The following is a 14,322-nucleotide window of genomic DNA, read 5'->3' on the forward strand; positions in this document are numbered from 1 at the left end:
CGGTGGGTGTTCCATCGGACAGGAGGGCTGTGAAGAGTCCTAAAATATTTACGGAATTATACTCCCAAAGTCCTTAAGATAACTTCTGTTTAAGATCTTGCATTATTTTGATACGTATCAACAACAAACAACTGAAAAAACAATCAAGCCTTGAGATGTTAACCTCTATTTTCTCCAAACCACGTTCAACTCATCCCAAAGCTGTGATGTATCAAAAGGTTTTTTCTCTTCTTTCACTTTTCCGATTGTATGCTCTGTAAAAACAAAAGGTTGCAGATAATACGTACCCTTGTATCCTCTTTTGACCAAATCTCTGATGATTCTGTTAATCTCTTCTACTCTTAGCAGGTCACTGTGAACTGTTGTTCGCACTTCAAAAGGAAACTGTTTTTGTATTAAAAAATTAAGTGTCTTTGAAAAACGGTCAAAATGTTTATCCTTCGTGATCTCCAAATACTTCTCTTTGGGGGCCTTGTAATCAAGAGCGATATAATCAATCAACTTCTCCTCGACCAACTCTTGGATCATTTCCGGATTCAATCCATTTGTATCAAGCTTGATCTTGAATCCTAACTGCTTTATCTTTTTACAGAAACCCGCCAAATCACTGTAAAGCGTGGCTTCACCTCCGGAGAGGACCACCGCTTCAAGAAGCCCTACTCTGCTTTTGAGGAATGCTATGGCCTCCTCCTGGCTTATCTCTCCTTCCCCAAATACAATATCTTTATTGTAGCAATATACACAGCGCATATTGCACTTGGCAAACCAAAAGATGGCCGCCAGGTGATCAGGGTAATCCAGGGCTGTAAAGGGCGTAATATCATAAAGCGGTTTATGCGGCATTGCTTTGTGATCTTTTTTCAAGAAAAAACTTTCGCTCCTGATGTTCACCTTTTTTACCGATATTAAAACTCTCTACAGGTCTGTGGTAACCCATTACTCTTGTGTAAACAATACATTTGCTGCGTTCTTCTCTATGTTTTTCCAGTATTTGTTGCTGCTTCATTTCTTCTCCTTTAAAAATATATCTACACATTTCTGCGTATGACTGATCAATAGATCGATCTCTTCTTTACTGGCATTCTCAATATGAATGCCGCAAACTACCAGCAGGTCTTTTTCTATTGTATCATAAATAATACTCGCCATTTTTTCTGAAATGACATAATCTTTATGCCCTTTCTTACTTATGGTCTGTAAGCCTTTCTTTCCGTCCATCAATGTAGCCGAACCTATATGCGCCTCCTCTCCACCCGTAATAATGACCAATCGATCATTGCCTATCTCGAAGAACTCCAATGTCACCCGGTAGCGCCCTTCTCCTGCATGGATCATCAGCTTGCCTTCTGCAGGATCTCTTCATCACACTTGGGGCAATACTCATATTCTCCCGAGAGATACCCGTGCTTGTCACAAATGGAAAATGTCGGTGTCACCGTAATGTAAGGCAGCCTAAAGTTGCCAATAACATTTCTCACCAGTTTTCTGGCTGCTTCTGAAGAGCTTATCTTCTCTCTCATATACAGGTGCAGCACTGTCCCTCCTGTATATTTACACTGAAGGTCATCCTGCAGCATCAATGCTTCAAAAGGATCATCCGTATAAAATACAGGGATCTGTGAAGAGTTGGTATAATAGTTGTTCTCTTTTGTTCCCGCCTGGATAATATCGTTATACCTTTTGGCATCTTCTTTGGCGAAGCGGTAGGTCGTCCCCTCGGCCGGTGTGGCTTCCAAATTATAGAGATTGCCCGAACGTTCCTGAAACTCCTTCAGCTGTTCTCTCATGAAATCCAGGATCCGCATTGCCATCTCTTTTCCAAATGCATCGGCTATATGATGTTTGTCAGCTGTGAAGTTTCGTATCATTTCATTCATGCCGTTGACACCGATCGTAGAGAAGTGGTTGTTGAATCCGGGCAGATACCTTGCTGTATAGGGGTAAAGCCCCCTGTCATACATCTCCTGTATGAATATCCTTTTCTTCTCAAGTGTCGAATAGGCATACTCCATCAGTTTCGTAAGCCGTGCCAGAAGTTTCTCTTCATCTCCCGCATACAGATATCCCAATCGCGCCATATTGATCGTCACAACTCCTATACTTCCCGTCATTTCGGCACTCCCGAAGAGTCCGCCCCCTCTTTTGAGAAGCTCACGAAGATCCAGCTGCAGCCGACAGCACATACTTCTGACATGTCCAGGTTTATATGCCTCTTCATTGGGAATGAGTTCGCCTTTGTCATTCCTTACATACTGGCTGCCTATGAAATTCTGAAAATAGGAAGAGCCGATCTTTGCCGTGTTCTCAAAAAGAATGTCGGTATTTTCCCCATACCAGTCAAACTCTTCGGTAATGTTCACTGTAGGAATGGGAAATGTAAAAGGCTGCCCGTTCCTGTCCCCTTCAGTCATTACTTCATAGAATGCCTTGTTGATAAGGTTCATTTCGGGCTGAAAATGCTTATAGGTCATGCTTTCAAAAGAGCGGATCGTCCCATCTCTCCCTTTGGCAGCCTCCAGCAACACTTCATCATCCAGATCATGAAACAGATGGATCTGCTCTCTTGTAGGTATCTGATCCTTCAGATCGGCAGGCACTGTCCAGTCTATGGTGATATTGGTAAAAGGACTTTGCCCCCATCGGGCCGGTACATTAAGGTTATACACAAAACTTCTTATCGCCTTTTTGATCTCACCATAGGAGAGCTTGTCCCGAAACACATAGGGTGCCAGATAAGTGTCGAAAGAGGAGAATGCCTGTGCTCCCGCCCACTCACTCTGCAAAATACCCAGAAAATTTGCCATCTGTCCCAGTGCTTCCCTGAAATGCCTTGGAGCACGGCTCTCCACCCTCCCTCTTACCCCGTTGAAGCCTTCATCCAAGAGTACCCGAAGACTCCATCCGGCACAATATCCGGTCAGACAGTCCAGGTCATGGATATGGTAATCCCCGTCCCGGTGCGCATATCCTTCCTCCTTGGAGTAGATCGAATCCAGCCAGAAGTTGGCGATCACCTTTCCTGCAGTATTGTTGACCAGACCGGCATTGGAGTAGCCCGTGTTCGAGTTGGCATTGATCCTCCAGTCCGCTTTGTCTATATACTCTTTAATGGTCTGCGTAGAATTGATGTAGGTCGTGTCCTCATTCAGTCCCAGTATCTGTTCTCTTTGTATCTTATGCATATGTCGGTAGAGTATGAAAGATCGCATTACTTCAAAATGCCGATGCTCGTAAAGAACTTTTTCTATCAGGTCCTGGATCTCTTCAACAGAGATTTCATCTCTGTCCTTAATACTCTCCATCAGTTCAGTAAAGACATGCTTGTCATATGCTTTGGCTTCACTGTCAAATGCCTTTTTGATGGCATCCTCGATCTTGAACGGTACAAATTTCTGGGAAGATCCATCTCTTTTTATTATTGTTTTTATCATAAGTTCTGCTCCTGGTACAACATGCCGGTATTATAATAGAAGCTGTAAAAAAATGGTTTGACAATTGTCAATAAATTCAATATCTTCTTGACAGTCTGTTTTTTACTGCTACTTTTTGATGGAGATCAATAAAATTAATTGACTATTGTGCTACAGAAGCATCTGAATAACCAAGATGCTTTGCTATATCTACCAGTCTTTTGGCATAGCCATACTCATTATCCTGCCAGGCGGAGATCCTGAGAAGATCATCTCCCACAATAGCAGTAAAGGGGAGGTTCACTACAGCACTGTAGGGGTTTTGTACATATTCCTCGGAAGATCGGGGAAATGCCGTTGCGTCCAGTATATAGGAATACGCTGTTTCTGCCTCCTGCAAAAGTATCTCATTTACCTCTTCGACAGTCGTCTCTTTTTTGATCCTGATATCCAACGCATACAGCGTGGTACCGGGGATGGGCACACGAATGCTTTTTGCATACATTCGACCCTTTAGATGCGGAAAAAAGTACCCGGTGGCCTCGGCAGCACTGCTGAGGAGAGGAATGATATTCTGTGTAGCCGAACGGGTCCTGCGTATATCTTTGGAATAGTGTTTTCCGTCAAGCAGATTCTGATATGCCGTATAACTGTGGTACATACTCATCATTGCAGCATCGATCCCAAAATGACCGTCTATGATCTTAAAAAGGGGGACAATGGCATTGGCCGAACAACTGGAGTTGGAGATGATGGACTCCTGCCTGTACTCCCGATGGTTCACACCGAATATATAGGTCGGGGTATCATCCGTCATGGGTGCAGAGACGATCACCCTTTTGGCTCCGTTCCCGATCAATGGCAGATTGGAGTGTGTTGTCAGAAACATACCGCTGCACTGCAGAACAACATCCACATTCAAAGAGTGAAGATCCATTCTCGCAGGGTCTCTCTCGCAAAAAAGCTTCACGGGAGACCCATCGATAAGAAGTGTTCCGTTATTCAGGCTGACAGTATGCTTCAATGTACCGTAAAGGGAATCATACTTTAAAAGATAGGCCATCTGTTCATAATTGTAAAGATCATTGATACCGACCAGTTCAAAACTGTCATCTTCAAGCAGAATACGTGCTGCACTTCTGCCTATACGTCCGAACCCGTTAATGAAGATGCGTATCTTTTGATCTTTTTTCATGCCATCGATTATAGTCAAAATCCATACACTTACCATTGACAAGTATCAAAATTGACAATTATCAACACATTTAGAAAATTAAAAAGGTAAAATGGTATATTTATATGACTGGAGAATAGATATATGGATGTCAAGCACTACTACAACCCGCAGGGTGAAGAGATACTCGATGAGAAGATCTATGGCGGCTCCCCGACGGGTTTCGTCGACTTCAACCGTTCCAAATACCGATGGGACAGCAATATTTATGATCTGATGAATGCCAATACCTGGTTTCCTTCCGAAGTCAATACCAGTACGGAAAAGAAAAATTTCGAAGCGCTTACGGATAATGAGCAGTCCATCTACAAAATGACCTTTGCACAGCTGAGTTTCAACGACTCCGCACAGGAGGAGTACCTCAGTGACTTCAGACGGCTGGCGAACAACCGTCTGGTCAAATCGGTCATCTCGCTGCAGATCATGCAGGAAGTCAACCACTCCAAATCCTATGCGGTACTGCTCGATGCCTGCGGGAACTCCGAAGAAGTCTTCAACCTTTACAAGTATGACGCCGCACTCAACAAAAAGAACCTGCAGGTCGCCGAACAGTTCGCCAAATATATCGACGGGGGTTCCGCGGACAAGATGCTACTCTCTGCTATGGCAAGCGTGAACCTCGAGGGGATCTACTTCCTGCTCGGTTTCTCCTACATCTACCTGCTGGGGGACAAAGTACCCGGTGCACGGGATATGATCAAATTCATCGCAAGAGACGAGCTCAACACCCACCTACCGCTCTTTGCAAATATCTTCAAGACCATCCAGAAAGAGAACAATATCGCAACATCCACCATCGATGCAGCCTATAAGATGATAGAAGATGCCGTCAAGATCGAACTGGAGTACGGGCACTATCTTCTTGACCAGTTCCCTATTATGGGGATAACGCATGAGTTGATGGAGCAGACTGTTTACAATTATGCCAACGACCGCCTCAAAAAAATCGGACTCGATCCCATTTTTGACGAGAGTGCAACGACCTATCTTCAGAAACTGGTCACCAAACACCTGGAGATGAACGAAGTCAAAAGTAACTTCTTCGAGAGCAACGTCTCCAACTATGCCAAATCAAGCATCGACCTCAATGACTTCTAAAGAGTTCCTCCCTTATCTTAAGTGTGTCGGCACCGGTCCCAAACGCAACCGTGATCTCAGCAAAGAGGAGATGAAAACCGTTATACAGGCTTTCCTGAAAAAAGAAGTTATCCCTGAACAGATCGCAGCATTCATGCTGGGCTGGAGGGTCAAAGGTGAGAGCATCGATGAATTTGCCGGGGCCATAGAGGTCTTCGACGAGTTCATTAAACATGACCCCCTTCCCAACTCCATCGAGTTCGGCTACCCTTATGACGGGAAAGTAAAGAATCCCTACCTGCTTCCATTGACAGCACAGTATCTGCAAAAGTTCAATGTGATTCTCTCTCTGCACGGCGGACTGCTTCAGCCAGCCAAAGGCGGCATCACGCTCAAAGAGATATGTGACAATGTCACCCTGCCCGCCAATGTCCGTTTCTACGACAGAAAAGACTATTTTCCGGAACTCTACGAATTTAGTGATATCAGGGCAAAACTGGGGTTAAGAAGCTCTTTCAATACCATCGAAAAACTGCTGGGTATCTCCCAAAGCAATACGGCCATCATCGGTGCCTTCCACAAACCCTTCATCGAAAAGTATATCGCACTTTATAAAGACCGTTACAAGAAACTGATCATCATCAAAGGGAATGAAGGTACACCGGAGATCTTCAGCAAGTGCAGCATCACCATTGTGGAGAATGATGAAGTGACAGAAATGAAAGTCGATCCCGGAGCATTCGGCATTGCCTATTCAAAATCCAGAGAACCGATCACCCTCGAGAGATCTCTTGAACTCATACAGAACCCGGGTGACGAACTGATAAAACTGGCGAGGCTCAATGCCGCTGTCATTTTGTTTTTAGCTGGAAAGATAAACACAATTGAAGAGGGTATGCTGGAACTGAAAAGCCAGATCAGGCTATAGGTGCGTGCTTACGCACCCTACGGTTTTCTCCAGTAGATCAGGCGTTATCTCTTCTCCATAAAGCGGTTCTCTCCAAAAAAGTTCCTTCTCACTGTCAACAAAGAACAGTGTCGGAAATACAGTCGTATAATACATCTCTACAGGGTAGCTCTTGTTTCCTTCATAGATTACAATAACTGCAACCATCTTCTCATTGATCGTATCGACATAAGGCTTGTTCATAAAAGCAGTTTGAATAATTTTGTCGGAGAGTGCCGAGTTTTGTTTAACTACGAGAACAAGAAGAGATTTTTGCTCTTTCAGTGCTTTTTGGTGTGCCGTGTCATACGCTCCCAGCCAATGTACGAAATCGGCCGAAACAATAAGCGGGAAGAGTAAAAAGAGCAGAGATACGACAGGCTGTTTTGACAACACTTATTTTTTGTTATCCGTCTGATAGAGGAATATTCCCGAAGGATGTTTCACCTGGTAAATCTCTCTTTGAAGGAACCACTCATCCGTATCGATCACATTGACCTGGTTGGCATCATTCACGGAGACATAAAGGTGCGGATACTCCTGAGACCATCTCACATGCAACACCTTCCCTTTAAACGTAAATGTTTTTATAACCTTCAATGTTTTGGTATCGATAATCTGGATCGTCGGGAAATCTTTTCCAGAATAGGTCACTGCCAGATATTTTTTATCCGGGCTGAGCGAGGTAAATACAGGCAAACCCTGTGTTTCGATATTTTTGATAAAGTTAAAATGGTTGTCATAGACCATCACGGCATTATCGCCTACGGCAGGAATGAATGTTTTATCATCACTGAGTGACCAGAAACCGAAATGCGGTACTTTCAGCACAGGTTTATTGTCTTCGGCCGTCACTTTTATCTCGGAATATGTCATCTTGTCCAGGTCGATCACACCAAATGCTTTACTCAGGAAGAAGCCGACAATATACGTATTGTCCTTTATCATCGCATCAAAAGGCATCTTTCCTACTTTGAATTCTTTGAATATCTTGAATTTCGGTGTCCCTTTTCCTGCATTTTCATCTTTAAGCACAGTGACCTTGTCGTTATCCATCTGTGCAAAGATGATCATATCCTTGTATATCTTGATACCCACATTCTTTGAACCGGTCACGATCTTGTCTATAGGTTTGAGATCACGCGTCAGAATATCAACCGATTTGTCATCGTAGTTGGCTACGGCAACATAATTCTTCCCGATAACAAAACCGATAGCGGACTTGCTCGTTTTGTATTCTGCTTCCACTTTTTCCGTTTTAGGATCAAATTTCACAATATAGCCATCACGACTGATCAGGTAGGCATCGTCACCATCAAACTTGATGATCCCGTGATTCATGTTATGCATATGTTCCATATGTCTTCTGGCCAGGCCATCCTCAATAACGGCAACCGATTCACTTTCACGCTCTACGACAAAATACTTTTCCTTTGCATTTAGCGATGCTGAAAAAAAGGTTGTTACCAGAAGGAGCACAGAGAGGAGATATTTCATATATTTATCCTTATCTTACAAAATTGGTTCTATTGTACTGAAAAATATATAACAACTCTGTTGATAAATGTCAATTTAGGGAAAGGTACGAGAAAACATTAAAATTTTTTCCAGAAAGTTCGGCTGAAGAGTAAGAATACCGTATAAAATTCAAGCCTGCCAATGATCATCCCCATAGAAAGAACTATTTTATCAATATCCGAGAAGAACCCGTAATTATGTGCTGGCCCAGTCAGGGCAAATCCCGGCCCGATATTCCCTACACATGCCAAAGCGGTCGATACGGAAGTCATGGCATCAAATCCTCCTGCAAACAGATAGAGTGTCAGTAACATATTGGTCATCACAAAAAGAAAAATAAACCCTGTCGTGGACGAGATGATCTGGGACGAAACCTTCTGATGGTCTATGAAAACACTCAGTACTGCGTTGGGATGCAATGTTCTCTTAAACTGTACAGAAATATTCTTGAACAATACAATGTAACGTATCACTTTCACACCCCCTGCCGTCGATCCGGCGTTTCCGCCTATCAGCATGGCTATAAAAATCACCGCGATCGCCATATGCCCCCATTGTTCATAGTCAAGCGTGGCAAACCCTGTTGTGGTCAGTACGGACGCAACCGTAAAAGAGGCATGTGTCAGGGCATGAAAATAACTGTCATAGTCCACAAAGATATCAACACTGCTCAAGAGCAGTGAAAGCACAATAAATATAGCCAGATACCAAAGCACCTCTTCTCTTTTATACCCCTCTGCTTTACCGGTGGAAAAGAGTTTCAGGTGAGCCAGGAAGTTGATCCCTGAAAGGATCATGAAAAAGGTCGTGATCCATACAATCGTATTGGAATCATAATACCCCAGTGAAGCATTTTTCGTAGAAAAGCCTCCCGTAGAGATAGTTGAAAATGCATGGTTTATCGCATCGAAACCGCTCATACCTGCCCATTTCAGGGCAATGGTATCCACCACAGTAAAGAGTACGTAGATACCCCACAATCTTATGGCGGTATCTTTGACCTTTGGCGTGATCTTCTCCATCTTTATCCCTGTTGATTCAGCTTTGAACAGTGTCATGGAACCACTTGGGTTGATCAGAGAGAAAAGCCCTACCCCCAGTACGATGATTCCCATACCCCCAAGCCAGTGCATCAGGCTTCTGAGGTAGAGTATCGATTTTGGCAACGATTCAATGTCTGAAAAGACCGTAGCCCCTGTGGTGGTGAATCCGCTGACCGACTCAAAAAAGGCAGCAGCAGGCGTGATGTCGGTGTAAAGCAGAAAAGGGATCGCACCCGCTACCCCCAGAAGGATCCATATCAGATTGACCGAGAGTATGCCGCCTTTGATACTCAGCTTCATTCTGTGTTCTCTTAGCAGCAGATAAATGGTTCCGTTCAAAACGAGCAAGGCAAGATCGAAAGCAAAGAACCTGTTCATATTTTCCTGGTAGGCCCATCCCACGACAATAGCCGTAAACAGAAAGAAACTCAACGCTATACCGATGACAGAGACGAATTTGAAAATATTTTTTAAAGCGTGTATATCCACTGCTGTATCTCTTCCTTATAGTCATATTCGCCAAAAACCGCGATAATATCTCCCTGTTCAAACTGAGTAATGTCCGAGAGGGCATAAAGTTTCTCTTCTCTTGAGAGCAGAAGCACTGATGTGCCTATCTTCACTTCTCTTGGCTTTTTGCCAATGAGCTCGGAATTGGGGTAGATCTTTCGCATGAACAGTATCCCGTTTCCTCCGCAATAGTGCCTCTGCGTAACGATAGAACTTGAAGAAATCTTCTCAAGGATCGCATAATGGGCCCCGGCCTTGCTGCCTCTGACAACCACAACACCCATTTTGTGCATGAGGTTGTAATAGGCTTTATCGTTATTGACCGCCACGACTTTTTCTATACCGTATTCTTTTGCTTCAATACATTTGACGATGTTTTTTTCATCATCATGGCTCGCAGCGATGATCATATCGGCATTTTTAAGCCCCTCCTCTTCAAACAAACGCTGGTCCTCATAAGCCGAATTGATGATCGTTACCCTATGCTGCAACAGTTCCGAAGCGGCACGGCAATGGGAAATATCCTTTTCGATCATCTTGATATCCAGTTTTTTGTCCAACAATGCCTTCGCAATCTTCTGGGCCAGGGTATTGGCACCGAAAATGACGATCTTTTTAATGGAAGAAGGCATCTTTTCATCCAGTTTAGCCGAGATCTTTTCAATGGCATCCATATCACCAAACAGATAGACAAGATCCCCTTTTTCAATGCGTTCCTCTTTGCTGGGAACAAAAAATCTCTTTTCTCTCTCAATCCCTACTATAGCTACAGCATCACTCATAAACTCATTAACACGATAAAGCATTTGCGCATCGTACTGTACCCGTATGGAAATAAGTTTGTGTTTTGTCTGGTGGAACATTTTGACATTGTTCGCTTTGGGGAAAGTAAAGAGTGCTTTGACCTTGTTAGCTGTCGTGATATCCGGGAATACCGCATAGTCTATTGAAAGCTTTTCAAGCACACGGCTTTTGAGAAAACCATCATTTTTCAGCCTGATGATCTTTTTGTTTATCTCAACAACATCTTCCACAATAAGCGTAGAGAGCAGATTGGCTTCATCCGAATCCGTAACAGCTATGAACAGGTCTATTTTCTCAAGGTTGAGCATCTGGTAGGTTTTCGGGTTCTCAATATCACCATGGACGACCATGACATCTACATCTTCATCCAGTTTGTTGAGCTTGGAGATATCTTTGTCTATGACCATAACATTGTGCTGGTAGGAAAGTGTCTGGGCAAGACCGTACCCTACCGTTCCCGATCCGGCTATCATAATATCCATCTTGGCATCCTTTTAAAAAGCATACTCTCTTAAAACTTTAAAGTCTCTTGTTTAATAAGCTCTGGTTCCATCAGACTTTTGTCTTTAAGATCTATCGCTTTAGCACAGTCACTTTTGGCCAGCTGTACATAGAGTGAAACAGTTACGACATCACCTTTCTGTAGAGAAGGGATGTCATACGTCAGTATTTTTGTCTCTTTGGCATTAAGATTGTGTACACTGCCCTCTGTCGCTGTAGCAGGGACGATTATTTTTTTACCGTCTTTTTTAAAACTGTAGGAAAAATACCCCTGTGCATCTTCGGCAGGGTCTTGCTTGTAGTTTCGCCAGATCATTTTGCCTTTTCGCATGACCTTTATCTTTAAAAACTTTGCACGTGCAGGCTGTATGATCAACGGATGCTCCATTTTATTGTCCAGCATCACTTCCAGCTTTTTATTTTTCACTGTAAGTGTAATATCGACACCTGTTTTTCTGAATGCCTTGTCATGAATACCAAGGAATTTGTGGCTGGCATGCTGTCCTCTGGCACGCTTGTCCATCTTCTCTGCACCACCCTCTACCTCCGGCATATGGCAACGGATACACCCCAGACTGTTCTGTGTGTCATCCATGGCTTTAAAAATAGTAACATTGTTATCGTTCAGTTTATGCGAATGGCACCCCATACAGACCTTCTTGGCATAGACCGGATTCGATGCAGAAGAGTGTTTGTCACTCGCATCGGGATGGACCAGTCTGCCGTACAGCGTAGGCTTGTAGTGCTCCGCCTGTCTTGCTTTGGTATTGATATTGAACTGATGTGCCTTCTTGACATAGGCTATCGTATGACAGAAATAGCATGAAATAGCATCAGTATGGGTCTTGTTGGCTTTATCGGGTCTTGCTTTGCCGCTTAGAAGATCATCCATATTGTCCGCCATGGGCATATGGCAGGTGGCACAGGCATATTTTTTACTGTCGGCAGTATCGGCTACCTTGCGGTGCAGTTCATCATTGAAATAGCTTTTGGAATGCTGTGAGCTTTGAAATTCATCATAGATATTCTCATGACACTCTTTACAGGAATGGTTGTCCATATATTTGGCGGCAGAAAAAGAAAAAAGTGTGAGAAATAAAATCAGAAGCCTGATTAGCGCTGTCCGTTCCATCTGTGATCCTGGTAATTTATTGAGATGATCCTTGGATCATCTCAATAAATTACCCTCTCCCGAAGGAGAGAGTAAGAGTTGGATTAAGCACCCGGTACGTGTTGTCTATGCTCAACAGAGTATGTAAAGGTAGGTGTAGTCAAGTTTTCGATGTACTTGATGAACTTACCTGTTTCTGATTCGTAGATACCGATTCTACCGGTGGTCCACTCAGAGATCATTGTCCACTTACCATGGTTCGCAGGCTCAGCGTGAAGGAGTCTTGGCTGCACAGGGTCTTTAACCTTGGCACCATGTTTTCCTTCTGCTACAGGAGGCATAAGCTTCTCGTTACTCATCTTGGAAGCTACTTCGTTCACAGGTATTTTTTCATACTGTGTCGCATCCCATTCCTGAAGGACTTTTCCGCTTTTCGCATCGATCAGCTGACCCTTTGCTTTACCGACTTTGATGATTCTGTCAGTCTCAAGTGTCTCTTTGTTGATCAGGTGCACTTCGTTGTACTTGTCTGGCTTGCCAAGAACACAGTCAGACCAGATCCATGGTGTATCTTCTCCCGTACCGACGAAGAGGCCACCACCTGCTGTTTTTACCTTCTTCACAATGTTCCAGCCTGGAGATTCCCAGATGACCACTGAACCGAAGTTCATAGAGTTCGTTGCATTGAGCTGCTTGCCGAGTTTCTTGTTGAACCAGCTTGAACCCTGACCTGGGTGCGGCTTGGATTTTTTACCGGTATGTACTTTGGCTGCCAAAGCTTTGGTTTTAAAGTCAACGATACCCATAAGATCTGAACCCTGTGAAGCGATCTGGAAGTATCTACCGAAATCTTCACCTTTATTCTCATTCAGGAAACAGTCATGGAGGATCTTACCGATGTTTGGAATATCACCCACGATTGGGAAGTCAGGCTTAGAGTAATCAATAATATAGGTATGACCTGCATCTTTCAATGCCACAGCGAAGTATGGCCCATACGGTGTATCGGCGATACCGGCAACTCTTGATGGTCCGATCTGTCCGTCAGGATCGATCACACGGCTGGTATCATAGGCTTTTAGAGGCTTAAGTGTATGTGCATCACACAGTACGGCACCACCTGGATTGTAGTTACCCGCTATGACATATTTACCATCCGGAGATACAGCAAGGCCTCTTGACTCCTGTCCGACCTGTACAGAGGCGACAGCCGGCTGACCCGGTGCACCGATATCGAACATTGTCAATCTACCTGAACGTGAGATGGAGTAGGCATATCTAGGCTCTGCTTTGTTAGTCACTGTTACGTGTACCGCGAAGCCTGCTTTATGTCTGGAAAGTACTTTACCTGTTGTAGAATCGATAAAGTCAACCAAAGAAGCATCTCTCTCTGTCGCAAAAGTAATGTCTTTTACATTTTTGACATCTCCGCCTTTATATTTAAGATTACCGTTCTTGTCTACAGGATACTTTTTAGCCAATGCATCGACATCTGCCAATTTAATCCAAGTCTGCTGCACTTTCTCAAGATCAAGTTTGAGCTCGACAGTGTTCTTCCAGTCCATCAGCCAGTTAACCATTCCCGCTGCATCGTCTTTTGAGAATTTAGCACTCCACGCAGGCATTGCTGTATTTTCTCTACCATGCAAGATAGTTGCAGCTAAATTCTCTGCATTCTTCTTTTTAAGTGCTTTAGGTCTAAGGTCGGAACCGACACCACCCTGGTGGATTGGACCGTGACATCCCTGACACTCTTTCTCATACATCTTGGCAAAATCCATATTGGATGTACCTGCAATAGCCAGTGTTGCTACAAAACTTGTTGCTGCAGCCAATCCTAAAATTCTGTTTAATTTCATTTGTTCTCCTTTTTTAAAAACATCAATGTAACATAGATAAAATGGATCATTTTACCTATGTTTTACAATACGTTTTACGAAGAGCTAACCCATAGCCCTTCACAATATTGCAGGATTTACTTTTCCTGCTGCAATCTCTTTTTCTCACTGAAATAGATCCAGAACATCGGTAAAATAATTATCGTATGTAAAAAGATCGTCAGTGTCAGAGGTCCCTGATTGAGCCAGCCAAAAAAACTTGGTACGACATCAGTAAACGGTTCAAATAACATTCCCATTTCTCTCTCCTTCTTTTTTAGTTGGTACGGA

14 protein-coding genes are annotated in these 14,322 nt (G+C 43.6%); 2 read left to right on the top strand and 12 right to left on the bottom strand.

Features of this window, described 5'->3' with window-relative positions:
* Positions 1-165: 165 nt before the first annotated feature.
* From YH65_RS09740 to YH65_RS09760, 5 genes are all read right to left on the bottom strand, one after another.
* A complete protein-coding gene (locus YH65_RS09740) occupies positions 166-864 on the bottom strand; it encodes an anaerobic ribonucleoside-triphosphate reductase activating protein (protein WP_425427556.1) in 699 nt (232 codons plus the stop codon).
* Entirely contained in the window at positions 833-1,006 is a 174-nt protein-coding gene (gene nrdD, locus YH65_RS11500; protein ID WP_046551696.1) for an anaerobic ribonucleoside-triphosphate reductase, read from the bottom strand. Before nrdD ends, YH65_RS09740 begins: the two co-directional genes overlap by 32 nt.
* Entirely contained in the window at positions 1,003-1,335 is a 333-nt protein-coding gene (lpdD, locus tag YH65_RS09750) for a prenylated flavin chaperone LpdD (protein ID WP_046551697.1), read from the bottom strand. The genes nrdD and lpdD overlap by 4 nt, the downstream gene beginning before the upstream one ends.
* Positions 1,335-3,431 (bottom strand): ribonucleoside triphosphate reductase, encoded by a 2,097-nt coding sequence (locus YH65_RS09755; RefSeq protein ID WP_046551698.1) that lies wholly within the window; start codon positions 3,429-3,431, stop codon positions 1,335-1,337. The genes lpdD and YH65_RS09755 overlap by 1 nt, the downstream gene beginning before the upstream one ends.
* Positions 3,432-3,573: 142 nt before the next feature.
* Positions 3,574-4,605, bottom strand: a complete 1,032-nt coding sequence (locus YH65_RS09760; protein ID WP_046551699.1) for a type I glyceraldehyde-3-phosphate dehydrogenase — start codon at positions 4,603-4,605, stop codon at positions 3,574-3,576.
* A gap of 123 nt (positions 4,606-4,728) precedes the next feature.
* On the opposite strand from YH65_RS09760, the gene YH65_RS09765 reads away from it, so the two are divergent.
* Both YH65_RS09765 and YH65_RS09770 read left to right on the top strand, forming a co-directional pair.
* Positions 4,729-5,742, top strand: coding sequence for a ribonucleotide-diphosphate reductase subunit beta (locus YH65_RS09765; protein WP_046551700.1), 1,014 nt, complete (start codon positions 4,729-4,731; stop codon positions 5,740-5,742).
* Positions 5,708-6,649, top strand: a complete 942-nt coding sequence (locus YH65_RS09770; RefSeq protein WP_245609196.1) for a glycosyl transferase — start codon at positions 5,708-5,710, stop codon at positions 6,647-6,649. Before YH65_RS09765 ends, YH65_RS09770 begins: the two co-directional genes overlap by 35 nt.
* Here YH65_RS09770 and YH65_RS09775 read toward each other — a convergent pair.
* The 7 genes from YH65_RS09775 to YH65_RS11505 form a co-directional block, all read right to left on the bottom strand.
* Positions 6,644-7,063, bottom strand: coding sequence for a thioredoxin family protein (locus tag YH65_RS09775; protein ID WP_052746178.1), 420 nt, complete (start codon positions 7,061-7,063; stop codon positions 6,644-6,646). The two genes, YH65_RS09770 and YH65_RS09775, sit on opposite strands and share 6 nt — an antisense overlap.
* Positions 7,064-8,164, bottom strand: coding sequence for a cytochrome D1 domain-containing protein (locus YH65_RS09780; protein ID WP_046551702.1), 1,101 nt, complete (start codon positions 8,162-8,164; stop codon positions 7,064-7,066).
* 98 nt (positions 8,165-8,262) lie between these two features.
* Positions 8,263-9,717, bottom strand: a complete 1,455-nt coding sequence (locus YH65_RS09785; protein WP_046551703.1) for a TrkH family potassium uptake protein — start codon at positions 9,715-9,717, stop codon at positions 8,263-8,265.
* The gene (locus YH65_RS09790; protein WP_046551704.1) at positions 9,699-11,024 is read right to left on the bottom strand and encodes an NAD-binding protein; all 1,326 of its coding nucleotides are present in this window, start codon (positions 11,022-11,024) and stop codon (positions 9,699-9,701) included. The genes YH65_RS09785 and YH65_RS09790 overlap by 19 nt, the downstream gene beginning before the upstream one ends.
* 29 nt (positions 11,025-11,053) lie before the next feature.
* On the bottom strand, positions 11,054-12,175 hold the full coding sequence (locus tag YH65_RS09795) for a multiheme c-type cytochrome (RefSeq protein ID WP_046551705.1): 1,122 nt from the start codon (positions 12,173-12,175) through the stop codon (positions 11,054-11,056).
* An 83-nt stretch (positions 12,176-12,258) separates the two neighbouring features.
* Entirely contained in the window at positions 12,259-14,013 is a 1,755-nt protein-coding gene (locus tag YH65_RS09800) for a nitrite reductase (RefSeq protein WP_046551706.1), read from the bottom strand.
* A gap of 116 nt (positions 14,014-14,129) precedes the next feature.
* Positions 14,130-14,291 carry a hypothetical protein gene (locus tag YH65_RS11505; RefSeq protein ID WP_154806496.1) on the bottom strand — a complete coding sequence of 54 codons (162 nt, stop codon included), beginning with the start codon at positions 14,289-14,291 and terminating at the stop codon, positions 14,130-14,132.
* Between the last annotated feature and the right edge of the window lie 31 nt (positions 14,292-14,322).

It is taken from the genome of Sulfurovum lithotrophicum (assembly GCF_000987835.1).
Classification (GTDB): Bacteria; Campylobacterota; Campylobacteria; order Campylobacterales; family Sulfurovaceae; genus Sulfurovum; species Sulfurovum lithotrophicum.